Origin of the sequence: Bacillus sp. ISL-41 (genome assembly GCF_018613235.1) — a bacterium.
Lineage (GTDB): Bacteria > Bacillota > Bacilli > Bacillales > Cytobacillaceae > Mesobacillus.
In genome coordinates this window covers 132,875-155,429 of sequence record NZ_JAGGQP010000019.1, presented here as the reverse complement: position 1 = coordinate 155,429, position 22,555 = coordinate 132,875, and the positions used below count along the sequence as shown (strand labels likewise).

At 41.4% G+C, this 22,555-nt stretch carries 27 protein-coding genes, 1 pseudogene and 1 riboswitch; of the genes and pseudogenes, 6 read left to right on the top strand and 22 right to left on the bottom strand.

Translation table 11 applies throughout. The features are described 5' to 3' along the window. Nucleotides 1-74 precede the first annotated feature (74 nt). The 5 genes from J7I80_RS09475 to J7I80_RS09455 all read right to left on the bottom strand — a co-directional run bounded on the left by J7I80_RS09475 (nt 75) and on the right by J7I80_RS09455 (nt 2,845). On the bottom strand, nt 75-218 hold the full coding sequence (locus J7I80_RS09475) for a hypothetical protein (RefSeq protein ID WP_214737863.1): 144 nt from the start codon (nt 216-218) through the stop codon (nt 75-77). Continuing rightward, on the bottom strand, nt 215-772 hold the full coding sequence (locus J7I80_RS09470; protein ID WP_251027679.1) for an HAD-IIIA family hydrolase: 558 nt from the start codon (nt 770-772) through the stop codon (nt 215-217). The genes J7I80_RS09475 and J7I80_RS09470 overlap by 4 nt, the downstream gene beginning before the upstream one ends. 182 nt (nt 773-954) lie before the next feature. Next, nucleotides 955-1,437 (bottom strand): CcdC family protein, encoded by a 483-nt coding sequence (locus J7I80_RS09465; protein ID WP_214737859.1) that lies wholly within the window; start codon nt 1,435-1,437, stop codon nt 955-957. 82 nt (nt 1,438-1,519) lie between these two features. Next, on the bottom strand, nt 1,520-1,879 hold the full coding sequence (locus J7I80_RS09460; protein ID WP_214737857.1) for a response regulator: 360 nt from the start codon (nt 1,877-1,879) through the stop codon (nt 1,520-1,522). A 258-nt stretch (nt 1,880-2,137) separates the two neighbouring features. Continuing rightward, nucleotides 2,138-2,845 carry a cytochrome c biogenesis CcdA family protein gene (locus J7I80_RS09455; RefSeq protein ID WP_214737854.1) on the bottom strand — a complete coding sequence of 236 codons (708 nt, stop codon included), beginning with the start codon at nt 2,843-2,845 and terminating at the stop codon, nt 2,138-2,140. Nucleotides 2,846-3,145: 300 nt separating this feature from the next. Here J7I80_RS09455 and J7I80_RS09450 point away from each other — a divergent pair, with 300 nt between their 5' ends. Beyond that, nucleotides 3,146-3,316: an aspartyl-phosphate phosphatase Spo0E family protein gene (locus J7I80_RS09450; protein ID WP_192471306.1), complete on the top strand. Its 171-nt coding sequence runs from the start codon at nt 3,146-3,148 to the stop codon at nt 3,314-3,316. A 575-nt stretch (nt 3,317-3,891) separates the two neighbouring features. On the opposite strand, the gene J7I80_RS09445 is transcribed toward J7I80_RS09450, so the two are convergent. Then, entirely contained in the window at nt 3,892-5,685 is a 1,794-nt protein-coding gene (locus J7I80_RS09445) for an ABC transporter ATP-binding protein (RefSeq protein WP_214737852.1), read from the bottom strand. A gap of 3 nt (nt 5,686-5,688) precedes the next feature. After that, on the bottom strand, nt 5,689-7,437 hold the full coding sequence (locus J7I80_RS09440; RefSeq protein ID WP_214737850.1) for an ABC transporter ATP-binding protein: 1,749 nt from the start codon (nt 7,435-7,437) through the stop codon (nt 5,689-5,691). 192 nt (nt 7,438-7,629) lie between these two features. Continuing rightward, nucleotides 7,630-7,731, top strand: a riboswitch (purine riboswitch). Between the two features lie 131 nt (nt 7,732-7,862). Here J7I80_RS09440 and J7I80_RS09435 point away from each other — a divergent pair. Both J7I80_RS09435 and J7I80_RS09430 read left to right on the top strand, forming a co-directional pair. Further along, complete coding sequence (locus J7I80_RS09435; protein WP_214737848.1) at nt 7,863-8,465, top strand: xanthine phosphoribosyltransferase; 603 nt, start codon at nt 7,863-7,865, stop codon at nt 8,463-8,465. After that, nucleotides 8,462-9,772: a nucleobase:cation symporter-2 family protein gene (locus tag J7I80_RS09430; protein ID WP_214737846.1), complete on the top strand. Its 1,311-nt coding sequence runs from the start codon at nt 8,462-8,464 to the stop codon at nt 9,770-9,772. The genes J7I80_RS09435 and J7I80_RS09430 overlap by 4 nt, the downstream gene beginning before the upstream one ends. 129 nt (nt 9,773-9,901) lie before the next feature. Here J7I80_RS09430 and J7I80_RS09425 read toward each other — a convergent pair whose 3' ends face one another. The 5 genes from J7I80_RS09425 to J7I80_RS09405 are packed head-to-tail and all read right to left on the bottom strand — an operon-like array spanning nt 9,902 to nt 13,811. Beyond that, the gene (locus J7I80_RS09425) at nt 9,902-11,035 is read right to left on the bottom strand and encodes a bifunctional cystathionine gamma-lyase/homocysteine desulfhydrase (RefSeq protein WP_214737843.1); all 1,134 of its coding nucleotides are present in this window, start codon (nt 11,033-11,035) and stop codon (nt 9,902-9,904) included. After that, nucleotides 11,036-11,959 (bottom strand): PLP-dependent cysteine synthase family protein, encoded by a 924-nt coding sequence (locus J7I80_RS09420; RefSeq protein WP_214737841.1) that lies wholly within the window; start codon nt 11,957-11,959, stop codon nt 11,036-11,038. A gap of 15 nt (nt 11,960-11,974) precedes the next feature. After that, nucleotides 11,975-12,442, bottom strand: coding sequence for an S-ribosylhomocysteine lyase (locus tag J7I80_RS09415; RefSeq protein ID WP_214737839.1), 468 nt, complete (start codon nt 12,440-12,442; stop codon nt 11,975-11,977). Further along, a complete protein-coding gene (gene mtnN / locus J7I80_RS09410; protein ID WP_214737837.1) occupies nt 12,442-13,140 on the bottom strand; it encodes a 5'-methylthioadenosine/S-adenosylhomocysteine nucleosidase in 699 nt (232 codons plus the stop codon). Before mtnN ends, J7I80_RS09415 begins: the two co-directional genes overlap by 1 nt. A gap of 23 nt (nt 13,141-13,163) precedes the next feature. Then, the gene (locus J7I80_RS09405) at nt 13,164-13,811 is read right to left on the bottom strand and encodes a class I SAM-dependent DNA methyltransferase (RefSeq protein WP_214737835.1); all 648 of its coding nucleotides are present in this window, start codon (nt 13,809-13,811) and stop codon (nt 13,164-13,166) included. A gap of 192 nt (nt 13,812-14,003) precedes the next feature. Here J7I80_RS09405 and J7I80_RS09400 point away from each other — a divergent pair, with 192 nt between their 5' ends. Then, entirely contained in the window at nt 14,004-14,357 is a 354-nt protein-coding gene (locus tag J7I80_RS09400) for a response regulator transcription factor (RefSeq protein ID WP_214737833.1), read from the top strand. A 291-nt stretch (nt 14,358-14,648) separates the two neighbouring features. On the opposite strand, the gene J7I80_RS09395 is transcribed toward J7I80_RS09400, so the two are convergent. The 4 genes and pseudogenes from J7I80_RS09395 to J7I80_RS09380 form a co-directional block, all read right to left on the bottom strand. Continuing rightward, entirely contained in the window at nt 14,649-15,290 is a 642-nt protein-coding gene (locus tag J7I80_RS09395) for a Type 1 glutamine amidotransferase-like domain-containing protein (protein WP_214737831.1), read from the bottom strand. Nucleotides 15,291-15,408: 118 nt separating this feature from the next. Then, complete coding sequence (locus tag J7I80_RS09390; protein WP_214737829.1) at nt 15,409-16,704, bottom strand: MFS transporter; 1,296 nt, start codon at nt 16,702-16,704, stop codon at nt 15,409-15,411. Between the two features lie 234 nt (nt 16,705-16,938). After that, nucleotides 16,939-17,043: pseudogene (locus J7I80_RS23645) on the bottom strand (hypothetical protein); the annotation flags it as partial. A 132-nt stretch (nt 17,044-17,175) separates the two neighbouring features. Beyond that, entirely contained in the window at nt 17,176-17,631 is a 456-nt protein-coding gene (locus tag J7I80_RS09380) for a GNAT family N-acetyltransferase (protein ID WP_214737827.1), read from the bottom strand. 139 nt (nt 17,632-17,770) lie between these two features. Between J7I80_RS09380 and J7I80_RS09375 the strand changes: the two genes are divergently transcribed. Then, entirely contained in the window at nt 17,771-17,932 is a 162-nt protein-coding gene (locus tag J7I80_RS09375) for a hypothetical protein (RefSeq protein ID WP_214737825.1), read from the top strand. Nucleotides 17,933-18,365: 433 nt separating this feature from the next. On the opposite strand, the gene J7I80_RS09370 is transcribed toward J7I80_RS09375, so the two are convergent. Together J7I80_RS09370 and sirA are read right to left on the bottom strand one after the other, a co-directional pair. Continuing rightward, nucleotides 18,366-18,581 carry a YneF family protein gene (locus tag J7I80_RS09370; protein WP_041966564.1) on the bottom strand — a complete coding sequence of 72 codons (216 nt, stop codon included), beginning with the start codon at nt 18,579-18,581 and terminating at the stop codon, nt 18,366-18,368. Nucleotides 18,582-18,739: 158 nt separating this feature from the next. Then, nucleotides 18,740-19,180: a sporulation inhibitor of replication protein SirA gene (gene sirA, locus J7I80_RS09365; RefSeq protein ID WP_214737823.1), complete on the bottom strand. Its 441-nt coding sequence runs from the start codon at nt 19,178-19,180 to the stop codon at nt 18,740-18,742. 251 nt (nt 19,181-19,431) lie between these two features. On the opposite strand from sirA, the gene J7I80_RS09360 reads away from it, so the two are divergent. Further along, entirely contained in the window at nt 19,432-20,067 is a 636-nt protein-coding gene (locus J7I80_RS09360; protein WP_214737821.1) for an FMN-dependent NADH-azoreductase, read from the top strand. A 40-nt stretch (nt 20,068-20,107) separates the two neighbouring features. On the opposite strand, the gene J7I80_RS09355 is transcribed toward J7I80_RS09360, so the two are convergent. The 4 genes from J7I80_RS09355 to J7I80_RS09340 all read right to left on the bottom strand — a co-directional run bounded on the left by J7I80_RS09355 (nt 20,108) and on the right by J7I80_RS09340 (nt 22,495). Continuing rightward, nucleotides 20,108-20,257 carry a hypothetical protein gene (locus J7I80_RS09355; RefSeq protein ID WP_214737819.1) on the bottom strand — a complete coding sequence of 50 codons (150 nt, stop codon included), beginning with the start codon at nt 20,255-20,257 and terminating at the stop codon, nt 20,108-20,110. 150 nt (nt 20,258-20,407) lie between these two features. Further along, a complete protein-coding gene (locus J7I80_RS09350) occupies nt 20,408-21,106 on the bottom strand; it encodes a lysozyme family protein (RefSeq protein ID WP_251027678.1) in 699 nt (232 codons plus the stop codon). A gap of 102 nt (nt 21,107-21,208) precedes the next feature. Beyond that, on the bottom strand, nt 21,209-21,955 hold the full coding sequence (locus J7I80_RS09345; protein ID WP_214737817.1) for an SDR family NAD(P)-dependent oxidoreductase: 747 nt from the start codon (nt 21,953-21,955) through the stop codon (nt 21,209-21,211). A gap of 114 nt (nt 21,956-22,069) precedes the next feature. After that, entirely contained in the window at nt 22,070-22,495 is a 426-nt protein-coding gene (locus tag J7I80_RS09340) for a VOC family protein (protein ID WP_214737815.1), read from the bottom strand. Between the last annotated feature and the right edge of the window lie 60 nt (nt 22,496-22,555).

The window sequence follows — 22,555 nt, the reverse complement described above, 5'->3', positions numbered from 1 at the left end:
TTCGGGAATATTGCGCACTTCCTCAAAATCCAGACTGCTATATACCCATTTTTTTCTGATATCCCTTATCCTTCTTACCTTTCTTCTCCTCTTTTCGCCATTTCCTCAAGCAGAGAAATAATTTGGTCGTTCTGTTCAATCATTTTCTCATTTTGCTTCCTGACCTTTGTAAAATCGATCATAAATCCAAATAAAAGGATGGCTATAATGAGCGTCACTTCTTTACCCCTTCCTTCGCCATAAGCCAGTTTATAGCTTCATTCAAATCACTGGCAATAAAATCCGGCTGGATTTCTCCCCATCGTCCAAAATACTGTTTGTTTATGTATTTATCATAGGCTTCCTGACCGCTGCCTGTTTTGACCAATATCTTGATGCAGCCAGCTTCGTCAGCAGCCAGCATGTCTGTCCATCTATCTCCTATCACAGCACAACGATTTAATTCCAGGTCATTTTCAAACGCAGCCCTTTGTAGCATGCCGGGAGATGGCTTTCTGCAAGTGCAGTCTTCATCATGGCGATGCGGACAAATGTATGCCTTATCCAATCCAAACCATTTCAACTCATCTTCAAATTGATCGAAAGCAGCTTCTCCATTCGCGATCCCTGGCTGGTTCGTAAAAGAATAAACTAAAATGTGATTGTCTTTTAATAGCTTAATTGATTCCTTGACACCCGGGAATAACTTAAAGTCCCCCGGGTAAATCACTTTGTCACTTCCCCCAAGGGTTCCATCACGATCTATAAAAACAGCCTGGATTTTTAACACCATATCTCCTCCTTCAAGACAACTCCAAAAGGAATCTAATTTTTATCTTTTCACGTGACACTTGCGTACTTTTTAATAATTCAATTAATTCAATCATACCATTGTATAAAATACATTTATATCCAAAATTTCCAACTCTGAGCGAAATAACAAAAAACCTTTGCTTATTGGCAAAGGTTTTCTGATTAATTCATATTCTTATTACTATTCACTTCATTGTGAAGCTTATTAAACTGCAAATACATCGCAACTCTCCATGGAACAATCATTCCAAAAGCGAGAATCCAGAACATGCCGCCCAGTTCTCCTACATCGAATGAGCTGCTTAGCACAAGCTTAGCAATTACACGTACGATCAATAGACCGATCAAAATGAAGGCAAACGCCTTAGATCTCTTTAAAAAGATTTCCCGGCCCCTTACTTCAAATTTAGAGGTCTTTATAAGAAGGATTGAAAATAACATTCCCACTGTAAGTGCCTCAATGATCTGTAAAAAATCCACCCGGAACATTGGGAAGATGAACATGAGCGCACCGGTGCTCATGAAGATTGGCGGTAAAATAATTTTCTTGGCAGATGCTGGTTTTTTGGCGGCCTTCATTCTCATGAAAGTCACAAAGATGGCCATGCCAACTGCTCCAACTGTTGACGCCAAAACATAATTCATTCTTTATTTCATCCCTTATTATAGATTTCCACATTATTATAATGAAAATAAGCCATTTAAGATAGTCTTAAATGGCTGTTTTTTATCTTAATACTCTTGATACGGAGTCGACTACCTGTGAATCATCGAAGGGTTTTACGATGAAATCCTTCGCGCCTGCCTCGATGGCATCCACTACCATTTTCTGCTGACCCATGGCAGAGCACATGATGATCTTTGCATCCTTGAATTCTCGTTTGATTTCTTTTACGGCATCCAGTCCGCTCATTTCAGGCATTGTAATATCCATTGTCACAAGGTCGGGCATTAGCTCACGATACAGCATGACTGCTTCACGTCCATTTTCAGCTTCCCCTACTATTTCGTGATTCGCTTTCTTCAGAATATTGGTTAAGGTGATCCTCATAAATTTTGCGTCGTCAACTATCAAAATTCTGGCCATTGCTGTATCCTCCCCGACAATCACAACAAATATATTAATCTGTTAAATTTCTCCTTAATTACTATATAACTATATTTAACCATTATTTTCAATGTAAAGACACCGACAAAATTCTCAGCTGGAAAAAGTTCCTTATGAAATAACCTTAATTATGGCCATTAAGCACCTGAATAATCCAATATTTTTAACAGTTTAATAGAATTTCGTCAATCTTACAGAAAAGTTTTACAAAGCTTAAAGGCATCTAATTGTCACATTTTAAAAACCTGTAAAATCACCAAAAAACATGGAAAGAATCGAAATCAGCTTCGTCATCCAGTCGAAGAACAACATGATTCCAACTAATATCATGATATAGCCGCCGATTTTAACAATTTTCACATTATGCTTACGGATCCACTGCATTTTTCCGATAAAGAAAGAAAGAATGAAAAATGGAATCGCAAATCCAAGTGTGTAAGCGATCATATATAGCATTCCTGACCCTGGGTTTGAGCTCGCAAGCAGAATGACTGAGGCAAGGATTGGGCCAGTACATGGAGTCCAGCCGGCTGCAAATGCCATACCGATCAATGAGGATCCAAAATAACCTGATGGACGGTTCTTGAACTCTATTTTCCTGTCTTTCATCAAAAATTCAGGCTTAAAAAAGCCGATAACCATTAACCCGAAGGCAACGATAAAGATTGCCCCAAGCTGACGGATGAGATCCTGGTACTGCATGAAAAATTGGCCTACGAAAGAAGTTCCGAACCCAATTGCAATGAAAATCACCGAAAAGCCCAATAGGAAAAATAAGGTATGGAGCAGACTGCGCTTTTGCAGCATCGCATTTTCGCTTTTCAATTCACCCACGGACATTCCTGTTATATAAGATAAAAATGCGGGATAAAGCGGCAAGCAGCATGGAGAAATAAAGCTAAGGAACCCCGCTCCCATAGCAATGAAAATATTAATATCTGACATTATTCCATCTCCAGTCCATATTCGTTAGTCCCATTCTAACAAACCCATATACTACAATTATAGTTTAACTGTGAACAATTTATTAATTTCTATAGAAAAGGTGTTTACCTTTTTAAAAGCTGGGTAATAAACTATGGTGTATATTTTTTACAGGAAAATATTTTACAAATGTTTCTTTTGAAATTTGGCAGTATATGCTATATACTAATATAGCACTTGTAATAATTACTATATTTATAACGATTTTACATAAGCTTTTTCATATACCGCCGAGAGATAAAACAAGAAAGGATTTTCACATTGTCTAAAGAGCAACTGATCACCCTCATTGAAAAGAAACGAGAAGAGCTGATCCAAATCGCTTCACAGAACGGATTGAATTCTACCATAGCTATCACATATAGCCAGGAACTGGATGAACTATTAAATGAATATAACCGTGTTTATATAAAAAAGATAGCAGCCCACTAAAAAACAGCTAAAACGCAGTAAGCGTTATAGCTGTTTTATTTTTGTCTATTAAAGCTGGTTCTGGCCTATTCATTAAATTGGATGCTCCTTCGTGCAATACATTTCTTAAAAATGGCTACACTGTGGATCGCCAAATAATGCATCGCCCTTCTGGATCCACTATAGAAAATTCTGCGCAGTCTCTTATGCCCGACTGTATGTTTTTCCCAGACAATCCTAAAACTTTTTCATTACTTTTCCGATTATTTTTCCTGCATTCTTTCCAGCTTTCTTTGTTATTTGCTTCTTCACTTGTTTTTTAATTTCCTTCTTTATCATACTTTTCAATCCCATCTCTTTCCCTCTTCCTCAATTAGATTAAATGGATGATCAATAATAGTACGATTTTCAAGGTGGAAAGTTTCATATCTCCCCTGATATGATTAAATTGAGCGTTGTGTTCTAAACTTGCCAGTCAACACAACACGAAGTAACATTACCAGATAACTCATAAGGTAGTTCTTATTTTAATCGATAGCATGTAAAAATAATGACGATTACCATTTAGTAATCGCCATTTTACATAATATAATTATTTATCCAACAACATCTTCCAATCGTTCGACTGAACCGTTCTGCAGGAGATACATCTTGTGGTAAAGCCCCTGTTGGGCAAGAAGTTCCTGATGTGTGCCTCGTTCCACTATTTCTCCATGATGGAGGACGATGATCTGGTCTGCATCCTGGATGGTCGACAGCCTGTGGGCAATGGCTATCGTCGTCCTTCCTTTCCGCATCTTGGCGAGTGCCGTCTGGATGGCCTCTTCTGTTTCAGTATCAATATTTGCAGTCGCTTCATCGAGAACAAGGATTTTTGGATTTGCCGCAATCGTTCTCGCAAAGGCGATCAATTGCCTTTGTCCGCTAGAAAATGTTGAACCTCGCTCCGTCACTTTTTGGGCATATCCATCCTCCAGTTTTTCAATGAAGGAATCCGCCTGGACAAATTCAGCCGCCCTCTTTATATCTTCTTCAGTCAATTCGCTGTTGTGCAGCCTTATATTATCCCCGATTGTTCCGTAGAACAAAAACGGATCCTGAAGCACCAGCCCCATTTTATGACGCAGTTCTTTTACCGGATAGTTCTTAATCGAATGATCATCAATTAAAATATTTCCGCGCTCGAATTCATAAAAGCGCATCAGCAGATTGATGATTGAGCTTTTCCCGCTACCGGTATGCCCGACAAAGGCAAGGGTTTCCCCAGGATTTACGGTAAAACTGATATTTTTCAATACATCCCTTTTGCCATCATATGAAAAACTGACATCCTTGAATTCTATTTTTCCTTTATTGATTTTATCAGCTTCTGTCCCAGTCTGGCCCGGAGCAAGCTCATCTTCATCAAGCAGCTTGAAGACACGTGATGCAGCGACTATTGCCTGCTGGTACATGGAAAGTCGCATCATCATATTGTTCACCGGCTCGAAAAAGCGATCCAGATAATTGATGAATGCATACAGTACCCCTATCTCAATCGGACTATCAAATGAAGTAATTCCAAAAAAGCTGAGTACGATAATTAACGCTAAAATATAGACAAGGTCAACCGCCGGTCGCAGCAGGAGCCCGTCTGCCTTGATGTTTCTCATCCCCGCGTCAAAATGCTTGTCATTAATCTCACCGAATTCTCTTTTCAACCTTTCTTCCTGTCGGAACATCTGGATAATCGACATTCCCTGCAGTGATTCACTGAGCTTCGCATTCAGCTGGCTCAGCCGTTCACGCATGTCCTGGTAAAACCTTGAGCTCAGTTTACGATACAAGCTCATGATGAACACGATGAATGGTAAAATCAGCATCGTGAACAATGCCAGCTTCACATTCAGGATAAACATCGCGACAAAAATCCCGAACAGCAAGAAGCCGCTTTGGATAAAAGTCGCAATGACGCTGACGAACATATCCTTGATCGCCTCAGTATCATTGGTAACCCTTGACACAAGCGAGCCGGCTGGCGTTTTATCGAAATATTTCAGCCCTAGCTGCTGGACCTTAGTAAATACATCAATCCTCATTTGCTGGATGATTTTCAACGCTATCTCCTGAAACTTTAGAAGCTGAAAATAAGAGACAAGCACATTGAGAATCTGAATGCCAATATAAGCAGCACCGAGCATCAACAATGGCTCGAAAGGCATGTAGCCTTCCCTCAAGTAATCATCGATGAAGATTTTTACCAAAATCGGACCAAGCACGTCACCAACCGTTGCGAGCAGAAGGAATCCGAATGCGACAAAAATCATTTTTAAGTGCGGCTTTCCATAGGCAAGAAGCCGGAACAGCACGGAACGCTGCTCTTTCGCGTTTAATACAGGCGTTTTTTCCATTGGTCACCCTCCCTGCTCGACAAGCTCTTCAAGCTGCTGCCTTAAATACATATCCTTGTACCAGCCGTCATGCTCCATCAGCTGGTCGTGAGTGCCGCGTTCAGCAATCCGGCCATCCTCGAGGACAACGATCAGATCAGCATGGTGGATGGCGCTCAATCGGTGTGCAGTGATAATTGTTGTCTTATCTTTTCGATTTTCTTTCAATGCTGATAAAATCTGTTCCTCGGTCTTCGCATCGACCGCCGACAGGGAGTCATCCAGGATCAGGATTTCAGGATTCATCACCAATGCGCGGGCAATCGAGATTCTCTGCTTCTGCCCGCCTGAGAGTGAAACCCCCCGCTCCCCGACAACTGTTTGGTAGCCAACTGTAAATTCGAGAATGTCATCATGGATGTTCGCCACTCTGGCTGAACTATAGATAACTTCCTTATCAACCGAAGGATTTGCGAATGCAATGTTCTCCATGACAGTCGCGGAGAAAAGGAAATGATCCTGCGGTACGTATCCGATCGCCTGTCTCAATCGATCCATCTTATAGTCACGGATACTTCTTCCGCCAATGCTGATGCTGCCTTCTGAAAGGTCAAATTCACGAATTAACAGCTTCAATAAACTCGTTTTTCCGGCACCGGTTTTTCCGACGATTCCCAGGGTCTGCCCTTTCCCTAAATCAAATTTGATATCCTTCAATAAAGCTTCCTGGTCACCAGGATAGGTAAATGACTCAATATCATATTTAATGTCACCATTCGGAACAATATCCAGGGCATCTGGTTTGTCCTGAATGTCGATTTTTTCATCAAGCAAGGCGGAAACACGGTCATATGACGCCCTTCCTCGTTCCACAATATTGAAAAACCAGCCGAACGCAAGCATCGGCCACACCAGCAAGCCTAGATAGGAAGTGAAAGCCACTAGCTGTCCAATTGTCAGTTCACCGTTCAATACATACCTGGCTCCAAACGCAATCGATAAGAAGAATGAGATGCCGACAATGATGGAAATCGTCGGGTCGAATAAAGCATCAACCTTTGCGACGGAAATGTTCTTTTTCACAACATCCTCAGACTGTTTGCGGAAATCCTCGATGTCTTCTTTTTCCTGGCCAAATGTTTTGATGACCTTAATTCCCGTAATGCTTTCCTGTGTCTTATCGTTTAAATCCGAAAAAGCTTCCTGGGCTTTATGGAACCTTTTATGAAGCATCGTCCCGTACCAGCTTGTCAGCAAAGCCATGAATGGCATTGGAATCAAAGCGATCAATGTCAGCTTCCAGCTGATTGTCGCTGCCATCGCGATGATAACAAAGCCGCCGGTTGAGACAGAGTCAACAAAGGTCAGGACACCGGCCCCGGCAGTCTGCTGGATCGCCGAAAGGTCATTTGTGGCATGAGCCATCAGGTCCCCTGTCCTTCTTTTCTGGTAAAAAGACTGCGACATGCTCGTAAAATGGGCATAAAGCCGATTCCTTAATAATCGCGACAGCTTTACCGCTGAACCAAAAATCATTATCCGCCAGTAATACCTAAGTGAATACATCGCCAGCCCTGAAGCGGCTAAAACTAAAATCCATTTCCCTAGTTTCCCAGCCGTCAGTGTTCCATTGGTGATCTCATCTACGATTATTCCAATGACTCGCGGCGGGACAAGCTGGAGCAGTGCTACAAATAACAGTAGAGAAACCCCTGTAAGATAAGCCTTTTTCTCTGACTTGAAATACCATAATAAATCCTTGAATACGCTCATATGTATATCCCCCAAACCCCTCAAATGCTTAAATAGTTTATCAAATATTTGTAAAATGGGGAAGATTTTTTATTTTATCTCTTCCCATTACGAAATAAACATATAAAACGAATGTTATAACTCAAGTCTTTTCGGTTTGTTCGTATTTTCATCGTTTTTCTGTTGAAACAAATTAAAATAGTGATATAATGATTTTAAAATCATACATTCACTCATATAATCGCGGGGATATGGCCTGCAAGTTTCTACCGGATTACCGTAAATGATCCGACTATGAGTGAGCAATGCAGAGGGCTCTACTCAACCTCTGTTTGCCTGCAGCTTATTGTAAGCCCAAGGCCATTGCTTCACTCATTTTATGATGTGAATGCAAGGCTATGGGCTTTTTTGTATTTTTGGGCCCTCATCTTAAGAGGAGGAATATAATGGAACTGCTTGTTAAAAAGATTAAAAATGAAGGGACTGTCCTGTCATCTTCAGTACTCAAGGTTGATTCATTCCTTAATCACCAGATTGATCCGCAGCTGATGTTGGAAATCGGGAAGGAATTTGCCCAGCGGTTTGCAGATAGCGGGATAACCAAAGTATTGACGATTGAATCATCTGGAATTGCTCCTGCTGTTATGGCAGGTCTTCAGCTGAATGTACCAGTTGTTTTTGCAAGGAAAAGAAAGTCTTTGACTCTCTTAGATGACTTGATTACAGCATCTGTCTATTCTTTTACCAAGAAAGAATCAAACGAAATATCTGTTTCAAAACAGTATCTATCAAATAACGATAGAGTGTTGATCATTGACGATTTCCTTGCCAATGGACAAGCGGCACTAGGACTTGCGGAAATTGCCAGTAAGGCTGACGCATCAATTGCCGGCATCGCCATTGTGATTGAAAAAGGATTCCAGGATGGCGGCTCCCTTTTGCGAGACAAGGGCTATCGGGTGGAATCTCTGGCTACTATTCGTTCACTTGAAAAAGGTATCGTCAAATTTGAACATAATGAGGAAGGAAAGGCGGAATTGACACGATGAGACAGAATCCTTTTAAAATAGCTTCATTAGGAATCCAGCATGTACTGGCGATGTATGCAGGAGCGGTAATTGTTCCTCTGATTGTGGGAGGAGCCCTCGGTTTAACAGGTGAACAGTTGACTTATCTAGTATCGATTGATATTTTCATGTGCGGTATCGCTACCCTCCTGCAGGTGTGGCGCAATAAATTCTTCGGAATCGGCCTTCCTGTCGTACTAGGATGTACCTTCACTGCCGTAGGACCAATGATTGCGATTGGCGGACAATATGGTATTTCAGCAATCTATGGATCCATTCTCATTTCAGGTATATTTGTCGTCGTGATTTCAAAGTTCTTTGGAAAGCTTGTCAGGTTTTTCCCTCCGGTTGTGACTGGATCTGTCGTTACAATCATCGGTATCACTTTAATTCCTGTTGCGATGAACAACATGGCAGGCGGACAGGGCAGCCCTGATTATGGTTCTCTTACAAACATCGGATTGGCATTTGGCACATTGCTGTTCATTATTGTGCTATTCCGTTTCTTTAAAGGATTTGTTCGTGCCATTGCTATTTTATTAGGATTAGCTGCGGGAACTACCGTTGCCTATTTTATGGGAATGGATAATTTCGCTGCTGTTGGAGAGGCTTCCTGGTTTCATATGCCAGCACCATTTTATTTTGGTTTGCCGACATTTGAAGTATCAGCGATCCTAACAATGATACTTGTGGCGATGGTCAGTCTTGTGGAATCAACAGGAGTATACTTTGCTTTAAGTGATATTTGTGAAGAAAAGCTGGAAGAAAAAGATCTTGCAAATGGCTACCGTGCCGAGGGTCTTGCGATTATCCTCGGAGCATTCTTTAATGCTTTTCCTTATACCACTTATTCACAAAACGTTGGACTTCTTCAGCTCTCAGGAGTCAAAACAAAGAATGTCATATACACAGCGGGTGCTTTCCTTGTATTGCTCGGGCTTGTACCGAAAATTGGTGCCCTGACTACGATTATTCCTACCCCTGTCTTAGGAGGAGCAATGGTAGCCATGTTCGGCATGGTTGTCGCCTATGGAATCAAAATGCTTAGCGCAGTAGAGTTCTCATCACAGGAGAATCTATTGATCATTGCATGCTCAGTCGGAATGGGTCTTGGTGTGACAGCCGTGCCTGAACTATTCGCACAAATGCCGTCAAGTATTCGAATCCTGACAGACAACGGGATCGTCGCCGGCAGCTTAACCGCCATCATATTGAATCTGGTATTCAATGTTTTTAAAGGGGAAAAAGCAGCCAGGCAAGCTTCTTTTACTGAGCAGAAGGCTTCTTAATATTGATAACGTAATTGGTAACAAAATTAAGGCACCGGTCAATCCGGTGCCTGTTTTCATTCTATTATTCTATTGGTGACCTATTTTTCGCAAATCCCGGATTTTCGGGCGCCAATTTGCACAGGATTTCTATTGTAAAGCCTGCTTCAAATCCTCTATTAAGTCCTCTGCATCTTCAATTCCGACAGAAATGCGGATTAACCCGTCGGTAATGCCTAATTCTGCTCTTCGCTCTGCAGGGATAGATGCATGGGTCATTTTGGCTGGAACAGATATTAAGCTTTCCACCGCGCCAAGACTCTCAGCAAGTGTGAAATATTTTACCTTTCCTAACACCTCAGCCGCTTTTTCAGCGCTTCCTACGTCAAAGCTGACCATGCCTCCAAATCCTCCTGCCTGTTCCTTTGCAATGGCATGCTGTGGATGAGTTTTCAGACCGGGATAATAAATTTTCTCCACACCCTTATGTTCTGATAAAAACTCGACGATCTTCTTAGTGTTCGCCTCGTGCGCTTCCATCCGAAGACCCAGAGTTTTAATCCCACGTACAAGCAGCCAGGAATCCTGCGGCCCAAGAATCCCTCCGGTTGAGTTTTGGACAAAATGAAGATCATCTGCAAGCTTGTCATCATTCACGACGACCAATCCTGCCACTACATCACTGTGGCCGCCTAGATATTTAGTTGCAGAATGAAGGACCATATCAGCACCTAGAGTCAACGGTGTCTGCCAGTAAGGAGTACTGAAAGTGTTATCGACGATGGTCATCAATCCATGTTCTTTTGCCAGTTCTGCACAGGCTTTAATGTCCGTTACTTTTAAAAGCGGATTTGTTGGTGTCTCGATATAGAGGGCCTTAGTATTTGGCTGAATCGAAGCCTTTAACGCTTCAAGGTCTGTTGTGTCGACAAATGTTGATTCAATCCCAATCCGGTTTAGGACCTTGTTCATCACCCTGTATGTCCCGCCATAAACATCATCGGTCAAAATGATGTGATCTCCTGAGTTAAAGAGCATCATCACGGCAGTGATTGCCGCCATTCCGGAACCAAAGGCAAATCCTCTTTTCCCTTCTTCCAAATCCTTGATCAATTCCTCTAAAGCAAATCTTGTTGGGTTCCCTGTCCGTGAATATTCGTAGCCTTTATGAACTCCAACCTCATCTTGCTTGTAAGTACTTACCTGGTAAATTGGAAATGAAACAGCCCCCGTAGTTTTATCTCCGGGAATACCACCGTGTATCATTTTTGTTTTGCGTTTCATTTAAATTCCCCCCTCATAAATTTTTTTGCTTAAGTAACGCTCACTGCCGTCCGGAAAGACGGTAACGATGTTGGTGCCAGGAGGGGCTTTTCGCGCTTCTTGTAAAGCTGCGTGAAGAACTGCGCCAGATGAGCTTGCAGCAAGTATTCCCTCTCTAGCCGCGAGTTCCTTCACGTTGTCAAATGCATCTTTATCGGAGATGGTATAGATCTCATCAAATAAAGCAGTGTCCATATATGGCGGAAGGAATTCCATTCCGATTCCTTCTGTTTTATGGGGACCAGACTCTCCTCCATTTAGAATCGATCCTTCGGGTTCAACAATAACGGTCTTTATCATTGGATTTTTCTCTTTTAAAAACTTCGCAGTACCCATGAATGTTCCGCCAGTACCGGCACCAGCTATGAAAATATCAATTCTGCCATCTAAGTCTTGCCAAATCTCAGGTCCCAGCGTTTTATAATAAGTATCTGGATTTGACGGATTGGAAAATTGAGATGGTGAGTAGGAATTAGGGATTTCTTCAAGCAATTGTTCCGTTTTGCGTATTGCTCCTTCCATCCCATCCGATGTAGGTGTATGGATGATGTTTGCACCGAGAGCCCTCATCACCGTTTGTTTTTCAATGCTGAATTTTTCAGGCACTACAAAGATAACCTCAATGCCTTTGTTGATTGCTGCCAACGCCAGCCCGATCCCCGTGTTTCCGGCAGTTGGCTCAATCAGAGTGCCGCCTTTTCCCAACTTGCCTGTAAGGAATGCCTCGTCTAGCAACTCTACTCCCAGCCGGTCTTTGATGCTGCCTCCTGGGTTTAAGTATTCCAGCTTTGCGTATAAGCGGACATCGTTAGTCAAATGGAATTGGGTAAGTTCAACCATTGGTGTATGTCCTATTAATTCATGGATACTGCGGTAAACCGTCATTGCATTTAACTCTCCTTATTCAGCAAATACCTGGCGCCATTCATCTTTCTTTTCCAGCATTTTTGCTGCAATTTCTTTTGCTCCCTCAAGGCTGTGGCTTGCCGCCCATCCGCACTGGATTTCATTGCATGCAGGAACCTCATCCGCTTCAAGCACATCTTTAAGAGTTTCTTCTAATACTTCTAGAATATTGTCGTAGTCATCATGGTTGATCACTGACAGATAAAACCCAGTCTGACAGCCCATTGGACTAATATCTACGACACTCGCATGATGATTGCGAATGTTTTCTGCCATTAAGTGTTCAAGAGAATGAAGGCCTGGCATTTCCATATGCTCCTTGTTTGGCTGGCAAAAGCGGATATCATACTTATGAATTACATCGCCACTGGCACCCTGTGTTGTTCCTGCCAAACGGATATATGGTGCGGCCACCTTCGTGTGATCTAAATTAAAGCTCTCAACATTCATTTTCTTTACCATTACTTCTTCAACTCCTCTAACATTAGTAAAATCAGTCCTGCGGAATTTTTCGCTGCTGTTTCCAAGAATTGGTCAAATGAAATGTTCGACTCTTTGCCGGCAATATCGGAGAGCGACCTGATAATGACAAATGGTTTTTCAAATTGATATGCTACCTGTGCGATTGCTGCTGCCTCCATTTCGGCTGCATACAAATCGGGCAGCTTGGTCCTGATGAATTCAACCCTCTCAGGATCATTCATAAAGGAATCGCCAGATGCGATCAAGCCATTAACAACCTGGATACCATCAATTTGTTCAGCACTCTTTACTGCTACGTTTACAAGTTTTTCATCGGGAGCAAAATATGCTGGCATTCTCGGGACCTGACCATATTCATAGCCAAAAATCGTAACATCAACGTCATGGTGTCTCACTTCAGTAGAAATGACCACATCTCCGACATTGAGATCCTTGTGGAAGCCGCCTGCAGATCCAGTATTGATAATGGCATCCGGCTCGAATTTGTCAATCAACAATGTCGTTCCCAATGCCGCGTTCACTTTTCCGATGCCAGATTTCAGCAGCACAACTTCTAAACTATCAATCTTGCCTTGATAAAATTCACTTCCTGCTAGAATTGTATCTTCCCTTTCCTCTAGCTTGCTGCGCAGTAAATCAACCTCTTCATCCATTGCTCCGATTATTCCAACTCTCATTGCTGCAACTCTCCAATACCATATTAATTTTTACTTACTTTAACAGCTTCCATCAGCCAAACATAAGAGTTCAATTTTTCAAAAGAAACCTGAAATCCGTTTTTCTTAAAAAGCTTCTCCAACATTTCGAGAGTTGTGTAGTATTCTCTCTTTAGATCAGCAAGCAAATTTTCATACCCCTGCTCTTTTACGATTCGATGTCGTTCTTCCCGGTGTTCTTCACTTACAAAAGCAGTATCAGCAAACACAATCTTCCCTTGATCACCCAAGAGTTTGCTGTACAATTTGAGGGCTGTAGCCTTTTCTTCATCGGTTAAATGATGAAAAGCATACGTGCTTACGATCGAATCTACTTTTCCAGGAAGTTCAGGGAAGTTAATGAAGTCCCCATCGTATAAATGCAGATCCGTGAATCGAGCTTTTGTCTTCGCTCTCATCGCTTTAGATGGCTCTACTCCATATACAACTCTTCCCAATGAAATCAGCTTTTCAGTAAGATTCCCTGTTCCTACTCCAAACTCCAATACGGTACCATTAGACCTTAAGGCAACTGTTTGTAATATTTTATCATAATTTTCAAATACCTCTTTGTATTCAAGATCATATCCGGACACGGTGTCCTCGTAAAATTCGGCCCAATCATCAAATAAGGGGATAAATTCCCGACCCATTTTCATTCACTCCGATTTAATTTTTATAATTCCTATATGTATAGTATGAATTAAATTATTATAGGTCACATATTATCACGTTCATTTTGCAAAATCAATTTTTTTACCGTGATTAATTTCCCTCACCAGTGAAGAAAACAACTTAGCAATAGTGTATACTTACAATAAACAAAGATTTTTCAGGGGGAAGACATGGGAAAGAGAGTGCTAGTTGCTGAGGATGAACAAAGAATTAGCCATTTATTAAAGATGTATTTAGAAAGAGAAGCGTTTGTCGTTGAAGTTGCAGACAATGGGGAAGAAGCTTTGGAGAAAGCTTTACAGCATTCATTTGATGTCATTATACTGGACATTTTAATGCCTGGAAGGGATGGTTTTTCAGTATTAGAGGAAATCAGGAAAACCAAAGACACACCCGTCATCATGCTTTCTGCTAAAGGGGAAGCTAGTGACCTTAAACGAGGATCAGAATTAGGGGCCAGCGAATACATCTTGAAGCCATTCAGCCCAAAGGATGTCGTTTCGAAGTTAAAAGGGCTCTTATAGAATAGACTCCTTTCGGACACTTTTCTTGTGTTCTGCCTTCCGTTTGACCGATAGAGCTATTCTTTCGGTCACTTTTCTTGCGTTTCGCCTTCCGTTTGTCCGATAGAGCCCTTCTATCGGACACTTTTCTTGCGTTCCGTCTTCCGTTTGTCCGTTAGAGCCCTTCTATCGGACACTTTTCTTGCGTTCCGCCTTCTGTTTGTCCGATAGAGCTCTTCTATCGGACACTTTTACCCGGTTCCGCCTTCTGTTTGTCCTTTAGAGGATTGAATGGCATACCCCTTTCTGAATTTATAGCAACGCACCTTTTCTTATCTCCTTTATATCTCCATAAAACTCAATTTCATCACCCTCAATAACTATTCCTTCGCCATCATGACAGGTAAAAATGCTTTCTTCCTGAAACAGGGAATATTTTAAAAGCTTATCCAGCTGATCTCTTTCTCTGTTCCAATGGGGCATAAACTCAAAATCCACCACTCCTAACCCGCTTAAATCTTTTAACTGGACTTCATTTTCATCATGGAATGCGGCAATCTTGATGGATTGGGACATGATGATGCTGCCCGCACTAACACCGATTAAAGGTTTCCCCTCGTTCACCATTTTTTTGATATATTTTACAATGTTGCGTTCCTTCAGGTTTTTCAATAATTGATAGGTATTTCCCCCTGACAGAAAAATGGCGTCACAGCTTGTAAACTCCTCCAGCTGTGATGATTCGAAGTCTTCGTCTACGTCAAAATAAAAGAAGTCAGTAATACCCAATTCCGAAAACTCTGGCTGGGCTTTTTCAAAATACCATCTTTTTTTATCTGTTCGTGAAGGGATATAAGCAAGCCTAAGAGCCTGGCCGCCAGTTACATTTTTGATTTTGCTAATTAAAGCTGGATTTATATTTCTAAGATCACTCAAAAGCACTAATTTTCTCATCTTGTTCATCTCTTTCTTAAATTTTTCATCAAGAACATTTCGATAAAGAAACTGGAAAAACCTTTAAATGTCCAAATAAAAAAAGCCTGGAAACATCCAGACCCAAAAGAAAAAATAATTACTTTTTATTTGTCCATATTACAAATGGTATTAACACTAAGGAAAGTACTCCACCTGCAAGCGAAAGGAAGGCAAAGCTTGAATTAGCCACAACCATGCCTGATAGCATTCCGCCTGAGGCTCCCGACAACGCGACCATTACATCAACTGTTCCTTGCATTTTTGCGCGATTTGTCGGATTTGTGGCATCGACAAGTAGAGCTGTTCCGCTGATCAGGCCAAAGTTCCAGCCTAGACCGAGGAGAATGAGTGCTAATGTGATCCAAAACATAGATTCACCCGGAGCAACAGCAGCCATAATCCCGGAAGCCAGCAGTGTAACTCCGGAAGCGACCGCCATCGTTGCACGCCCGATTTTATCAACAAGTACACCAGTCAATAAAGAAGGCAGATACATTGCACCAATGTGGAAACCAATTACCATACCAACCGCGCTTAAACCATGTCCATGGCTGCCCATATGCACAGGAGTCATCGTCATAATCGCTACCATCACCATTTGGGTGAGGACCATGATTAGAGCCGCCACTCCGATTCCTCGTTTATCGGTAACAAGTTCTTCCTCGACATAATCAGGGGAACTGGTTTTAGCTTTTTGTTCCGCCAAAGCTATGGCCCTTGCTACCACAAACGGATCGGGACGAAGGAAAAACAATAGTATCAATCCAGCAACGATATAGGCTGCCGCTGCGAGAATAAATGGTCCCGACAACGCCGGAACACCTACAGATGTTGCAAACTCTCCCATTACCTCAACAAGGTTAGGACCAGCTACAGCTCCAAACGTTGTGGAGACCATTGCAATACTGACCGCTGTTGCACGTTGTTTTGAACTGGCCAGGTCTGTCCCTGCATAACGCGCCTGTAAATTTGTCGCACTGCCGGCACCATAAATCAAAAGTGACGCAAATAACAGAAAGATATTATTCGTTACTGCAGCAATGATTACACCAATCGCGCCAATTCCGCCAGTTAAAAATCCTGAAGCCAGGCCCGCACGCCTGCCATAACGCTGTGAAAGGCGCCCGATAATGAGAGCTGCTCCTGCAGAACCTAAAGTAAAGAGCGCTATCGGCAGACCAGCCACACTATCAGTGCCAAGCATTTCTTTTGCCAACAATGCCCCTACCGTTATCCCGGCTGCAAGACCAGCTCCGCCAAAAATCTGGGACAGAACAACTATCAGTAATGTTCTTTTATATAAAGCTTTTTGTTTTTCAGGTGATTCTACATAATCTTGCAGCCAGTCGGGTTGATTTTCCGCAGCCGCTGCACTTTCAGATTGACGTGACATTTTTTCAGCTCTCTCTTCCTTAAATCAAGATGTCCCGATTATACCACATTGGGTATACTTTGGATATGGTTTATATTTGGATTATTAAATCAATAATTCTCCAGCTCTGCTTCCAGGTCTTTGAGCAATGTGTCCACAGCCATTACTGCGGAATCTGTGTCGGTTGGGAAAATGGAAGGCTTTACCCCGTCTGACTTTATCCCTGGAAGCCAGTTCTCGAGGCAGTAATCCAATTCATTTTTTTGCTATAAAGCCTTCCCATTCATATTTAGTAAATGTTTCTGCGAACTTTTCATTAGGGTAAAACGGGATCAAAACATTACCCTTGTCATCTTCAGCAGTTGCCCAGCCATCGTTATACTGCCCCCATACTTCTTCATAATCTGCAGCTTTTTTATGAAGTTTTCATACCTTATCGCAGCCGCTGCTTGATGGCTGTCTCAAATCCATGTTGATTCTATTACAGCACTCCTATCTATGTCCATCTTTCCGGGCCTGAATATACCCATAATACGCGCATGTACCATTTTGCGAAAGATCCTTGACCTCGAAACCGCATTTTTCATAGAAGCTAAAATTGTTGGCAGAAGTATGTGCAAACCAGTCTCCATGTGGGAGCTTTTGGACGCAAAGCTGCACGAGCTTCTGGCCAATCCCTTTTCCACGATATCCTGATAAAACTGCCAGGTCCATAATATTCGCTGCCATAATCTGATCAGAGATGACCCTGACCATTCCGACCATTTCATTTTGATCCCACACCGTAAATGCCCAGGTTGAATTTTTGAATATCAGCGAAAACTTTTCCTTTTGCCAATCTTGGGTGTTACGGGCCCAGCCCGCATCTTCAAAAAGCTTCTCGACCTTTTCCGCTGATATTCCTTCCGTGCCTTCACGTATAACAAGTCCTTTGAAATATTGGTACATAAAATGATCCCCTTTTTAAATTACTTAGGATTCATATTCTGTATTGGCCGATAGATGTCCTGCCATAGTTTAACAAATGCTTCAAGCCGGTTATTTTGGACCAGGATGACAAAGCCTAATAATAGGAGGTGAGCTTACAATGGTAAGAATCCATAATCCAGTTAAAGGTGATAAAAACAAAGTCGGGTCGGACGGTCAGCTTCACGGCGGTGTAATGGAAACAGCAGACGAATTTTTCGATTCAATATTTCAGCAAGGTGCTAAAAATAAAGCCGAGGACAAATCAGACAAACAAAAATAACGCCACTTTCAGGCGTTGTTTTTTTGCAGACATTTTATTAGTAGCAGATGAGTTTGAAACATCACATTATGTTCTATCTAAGCCTTTTTGATTATTCCTATGCTTCAAAGTGTTTATAAACCCTCTTCTTGGACATTTCGATTTCTTCAATACTTTAAAATGTCTATTAAATCCATCTTCTTAGACATTTCGATCCCTCTCTCACTACAAAATGTCTATTAAATCCCTTTTCTTAGACATATCGACTCCTCTTACGCTTCAAAATGTCTAATAAAGACCTCTTCTTAGACATTGCGGTCCCTCTCACGCTTCAAAATGTCTATTAAATCCCTTTTCTTAGACATTTTGATCTCTTCAACACTAAAATGTCCTTAATTGAATACTACAAAAAGAAAAGCACCCATCATTAGAATGAATGAGTGCTTGTCCTTTTTTATTTTCCTGTCTGCTTGTTCATTGCTGACATCATTTGATTGATTTTCTTCTGGGATGGTTTCATACCCATCTGCATCATCATCATTTTAAGCATTTGTTCGTTGATTGGCGGATTTTTCTTTAAGTAGCTCTCCATGTATTTACGAGCAATGAAAAATCCTAGCGCTACACCGACAACTAATGCCAGTATACCAACTAGAATTAGATCCCACATAAAACTTCCTCCTTCATGTTGTCTAACATACAGTGTACTAAACCAACAGCTATTATACAATATCTGCAGGTTTTTTTCTCTATTAAATCAATTCAATTTCAAAACTTTTTGCATTCATCAGCTCTGAATGGAATCACCAATTGTTGCATCTGCCTTCACTATACATATTTTCGTTCTTTAATCGGCTTCAGCCAACCATACTTATTTGATTCAAGGTCGATGGCAAGGAAAGATGATTCACATTTCCGGAGTATTTCAAAAAAGACAGTCTCCGCATCTACTTGCCCATGGGAATCTAACTCTAGCCACCTCTCATGGACTGTAAGTGTGGCTGAACTGTTATTTGAGTTGTTTTCATAAATGTATATGCCGTTCTCAACATGAAATCCTTTAGCCTTCGAAAGCTGTTGATGAAGGAGTTGATGAATGCGAAGCACAGGAATGGATTTCGTAACGAATTTAACTTGCTTGGCAATGATAGATTTCAGGGCATCGTTTGCTTGACTATATTCCAAAAACAATTGATAAAACATCCGTTCTCTTCCGAAATAATGGGAGGCAAATTCATCTTCTATTAGATATAGCTGGTAGGATCTCACATGATCCCCTCCTCTGCAGACAAGCTTTTGTCTATATTATAAGAAAACGTTCATTCAGCGTTTGTCTAAAGATGCCGAAAAAATCCACTAATTATGTCGAATTCAAAACTTTCTCACTTTTTATTATAATTTTCACCTGTTCCGTTGTCACGAATTACGAGGTTTTACAGTTTTTTAATTAAAAATGGAATACTCGCTTCGAATGAGGGGAATATATCAATGTTAATCAGAAAGAGAAAGGATGACTATGCATGGCAACAGTACTTTACATTACAGCAAATCCAAAGCCGGTTGAGGAATCGTTCAGTTTATCGGTTGGTGAGGAGTTCATTAAAGCCTATCGTGAAAACAATCCTGAAGATGAGGTCATCAGATTGGACCTTTATAAAATGGACATACCATTTATTGATACAGATGTTTTCAGCGGCTGGGGCAAATTACAGCAAGGTTCGGCTTTCGAACAGCTTAGCGATGATGAAAAACAAAAAGTCAGCTCGATTAATCAACTGACAGACCAATTCATCGCAGGGGATAAGTACATCTTTGCGACTCCACTATGGAATTTCAGTTTCCCTCCAAAAATGAAAGCTTACATTGACAATATAGCAATAGCCGGTAAAACATTTAAGTATACTGCAGAAGGACCTGTTGGTTTGCTAGGTGGTAAAAAAGCCCTTCATATCCAGGCACGAGGCGGAGTGTACTCAGAGGGTCCTGCAAAAGATTTGGAATTTGGGGACCGTTACCTACGTGCAGTTCTTGCCTTCATGGGTGTGACTGATGTTGAAACCTTGGCGGTTGAAGGTATGGCAGCTACGCCTGATAAAGCTCAGGACATCAAACAACAAGCAATTCAGCGCGCAAACGAGCTTGCTAAACAATTTTGAACCAGTAAAAAAAGCCTGTTTTCAGGCTTTTTTTACTGGTCTATTTTACACCGTCCAATGGAATGTCCTTGCGATGGTCGAAGCTGAAAACAGCCCCTTCCGTGATATCCTGAACCTCGGCCGCTCCTTGTTCTGCTGCTTGATTTACAACCGCGCCGTCCAGTGGAATGTCCTTTCCATATTCAAACATATATACACACCTCCTGATTATTAGTATAGGTATTTGTTACTAATATATTTACCGTGTTCATTCTTTTTTCCTGCTTTATTCAGAAAATTTTCTTTAACAAAAAAAACACCCGAATATTTGGATGTTTTTCTGGTTGTCATATCACTGAATTTAAAAAGAACGCTTCGTACTTGCCTCGCTTAAGTTTGCTGGAATGCTCACCGTAATGGATTCCATATGTTTCGCCACCTTCGTGCTATAAGTGAAATCGCCATAGCAATAAGGATAGCGAAAATTGTCCTTGTCCCCGCCGCAATCATAGGTTTGCGGATTCTTCTCTACCTGGATCATGGAAAACTTTTTTGCCAGCTCCTCGCTATGCTTCCCGCCGTTTTTGGCTACAAAATCAATATAGCCGATTCCCATATTGTATGATTGGATGATAGTCGGGAAATCCACCTGCATTTTATTGCCATGATTCACGACACTTTGATAGTACTTTACACCTTGCTGAATGCTTTGTTGCGGATCCTGTATGGCATTAGGAGCCAAACCCATTGATTCAGAAGCTTGCATTGGGTCGCCGCCTTTCCCTCTGCTCTCCTGCATCATTAAAGCTGCGACTGTGACAGTGTGATCGTCCAATCCTACTTTTTTCAATTCTTCCTCAATCATCGGAGTATATTTGGCTACTTCACCGATTGAACTATTCACACCTACATTCATTTTTTTGAAATTATCATTATATAAATCCAGGAATCTATCAAGCAGAAAAAAACCAACGAAGCTTACAAACAATAAGATGGCCAAATTGAAGTTTCTCTGCACTTGCTTTTTCTTTTTGGGTTTCTTTTTACTGTATTTCATCATGATTTCTCTCCCAAATACTATACTCGTTCCCCTTATTTTATAAAAAAACATTCAAATTTGAAAGGGAGCCGCTATTATTTTAGCAACTCCCTCTCATTTATTTTACTCTTCATAGATCATTTTACGTGTCATTCCTCCATCAATAACAAGGTCCTGGCCATTAATAAAATCGTTCTCCGGGTCAGCTAAATAGAGGCATGCTTTAGCTATATCCTCCGGCCTCCCGACACGATTGGACCAATGCTGAAGATGGTCTTTTTCACGTAATCCATCATAATCCTCTGTCTGAATCCAGCCAGGACTTATAGAGTTGACTGTGATTCCTTTCTCTTGAAGCGAAGCGGCAAGGGCATGTGTCAATGCAACAATTCCTCCTTTAGAGGAAGCATAAGCTTCGGAATTCGGTTCAGACATGGTTGCCCTTGTTGATGCAATATTGATAATTCGTCCACCTTCGTTCATCCTTTGGGCAGCTTCACGGGATCCAATGAATACACTTCTGAGATTCGTGAATACGACATCTTCCCATTCCTCTGTCGTAAGCTTAAATAAAGGCTTGAACCTTGATACCCCGGCATTATTGATTAATATATCAATCTGCCCGAAATCATTTAAAACACGATCCACCAGGCTGACAAGGTCCTCTTCTTTTCTGACATCTGTTTTGTAAAAGGCAGCTTGTCCCCCCAACTCTTTTAGCCTGGAAATTAATTCTTTCGCCTTTGTTTCATCTATATCCGCAATACATACATTTGCCTTTTCAATTGCATATGCTTCGGCAATTCCTTTACCAATCCCATTTGACCCACCGGTTATGATGACCGTCTTCCCTTCAAACTTTCCTGTCATTTCCTTACCTCCTATTAAGCGAAGTTAATATTATCATTGATTCCACACCGTTCATCAATTCAATCTCTATATTACAAAAATAAGCCAGACTGCCTTAACAGTCCAGCTCAGGATTTATTTCTTCAATTCTGTTGATACTTGCCACTCGACTCCAAACTGATCAGTTACCTGGCCGTAAGCTGGGCTCCAGAAGGTCTCCTGAAGTGGCATTGTAACCTTTCCGCCTGCTAGAAGCTTCTCGAAAATTGTCTTTGCTTCAGAAGGATTATCCACCATTAATGCGATTGTGACTTGAGATCCAAACTGAAATGGGTGTCCAGGAAATGTATCAGATAGCATCAATTTCGCATCTCCAATGTTCATCTGGGCGTTCAATACTCGATTTTTTGCTTCTTCAGGCAGCGGATATTCTGGATTTGCAGGCATATCTCCAAACGTTTGCAGACTGACTACTTCGGCTCCCAGTGCCTCCTGGTAAAACTTCACTGCTTCCTGACCATTTCCATTTGTCACAAGATAAGGGACAATTCCAGTAATCATTCCAGCACCTCTTTCAAACATTTAAGAACATCAGTTCGATTCTATTTTAACATTATTTGT

Coding starts and splice junctions, on each gene's coding strand:
- J7I80_RS09470 (WP_251027679.1), bottom strand. CDS start 772: ATGGTGTTAAAAATCCAGGCTGTTTTTATAGATCGTGATGGAACCCTT.
- J7I80_RS09465 (WP_214737859.1), bottom strand. CDS start 1,437: ATGAATTATGTTTTGGCGTCAACAGTTGGAGCAGTTGGCATGGCCATC.
- J7I80_RS09460 (WP_214737857.1), bottom strand. CDS start 1,879: ATGGCCAGAATTTTGATAGTTGACGACGCAAAATTTATGAGGATCACC.
- J7I80_RS09455 (WP_214737854.1), bottom strand. CDS start 2,845: ATGTCAGATATTAATATTTTCATTGCTATGGGAGCGGGGTTCCTTAGC.
- J7I80_RS09445 (WP_214737852.1), bottom strand. CDS start 5,685: ATGGAAAAAACGCCTGTATTAAACGCGAAAGAGCAGCGTTCCGTGCTG.
- J7I80_RS09440 (WP_214737850.1), bottom strand. CDS start 7,437: ATGAGCGTATTCAAGGATTTATTATGGTATTTCAAGTCAGAGAAAAAG.
- J7I80_RS09435 (WP_214737848.1), top strand. CDS start 7,863: ATGGAACTGCTTGTTAAAAAGATTAAAAATGAAGGGACTGTCCTGTCA.
- J7I80_RS09430 (WP_214737846.1), top strand. CDS start 8,462: ATGAGACAGAATCCTTTTAAAATAGCTTCATTAGGAATCCAGCATGTA.
- J7I80_RS09425 (WP_214737843.1), bottom strand. CDS start 11,035: ATGAAACGCAAAACAAAAATGATACACGGTGGTATTCCCGGAGATAAA.
- J7I80_RS09420 (WP_214737841.1), bottom strand. CDS start 11,959: ATGACGGTTTACCGCAGTATCCATGAATTAATAGGACATACACCAATG.
- J7I80_RS09415 (WP_214737839.1), bottom strand. CDS start 12,442: ATGGTAAAGAAAATGAATGTTGAGAGCTTTAATTTAGATCACACGAAG.
- mtnN (WP_214737837.1), bottom strand. CDS start 13,140: ATGAGAGTTGGAATAATCGGAGCAATGGATGAAGAGGTTGATTTACTG.
- J7I80_RS09405 (WP_214737835.1), bottom strand. CDS start 13,811: ATGGGTCGGGAATTTATCCCCTTATTTGATGATTGGGCCGAATTTTAC.
- J7I80_RS09400 (WP_214737833.1), top strand. CDS start 14,004: ATGGGAAAGAGAGTGCTAGTTGCTGAGGATGAACAAAGAATTAGCCAT.
- J7I80_RS09395 (WP_214737831.1), bottom strand. CDS start 15,290: ATGAGAAAATTAGTGCTTTTGAGTGATCTTAGAAATATAAATCCAGCT.
- J7I80_RS09390 (WP_214737829.1), bottom strand. CDS start 16,704: ATGTCACGTCAATCTGAAAGTGCAGCGGCTGCGGAAAATCAACCCGAC.
- J7I80_RS09380 (WP_214737827.1), bottom strand. CDS start 17,631: ATGTACCAATATTTCAAAGGACTTGTTATACGTGAAGGCACGGAAGGA.
- J7I80_RS09375 (WP_214737825.1), top strand. CDS start 17,771: ATGGTAAGAATCCATAATCCAGTTAAAGGTGATAAAAACAAAGTCGGG.
- J7I80_RS09370 (WP_041966564.1), bottom strand. CDS start 18,581: ATGTGGGATCTAATTCTAGTTGGTATACTGGCATTAGTTGTCGGTGTA.
- J7I80_RS09360 (WP_214737821.1), top strand. CDS start 19,432: ATGGCAACAGTACTTTACATTACAGCAAATCCAAAGCCGGTTGAGGAA.
- J7I80_RS09355 (WP_214737819.1), bottom strand. CDS start 20,257: ATGTTTGAATATGGAAAGGACATTCCACTGGACGGCGCGGTTGTAAAT.
- J7I80_RS09350 (WP_251027678.1), bottom strand. CDS start 21,106: ATGATGAAATACAGTAAAAAGAAACCCAAAAAGAAAAAGCAAGTGCAG.
- J7I80_RS09345 (WP_214737817.1), bottom strand. CDS start 21,955: ATGACAGGAAAGTTTGAAGGGAAGACGGTCATCATAACCGGTGGGTCA.
- J7I80_RS09340 (WP_214737815.1), bottom strand. CDS start 22,495: ATGATTACTGGAATTGTCCCTTATCTTGTGACAAATGGAAATGGTCAG.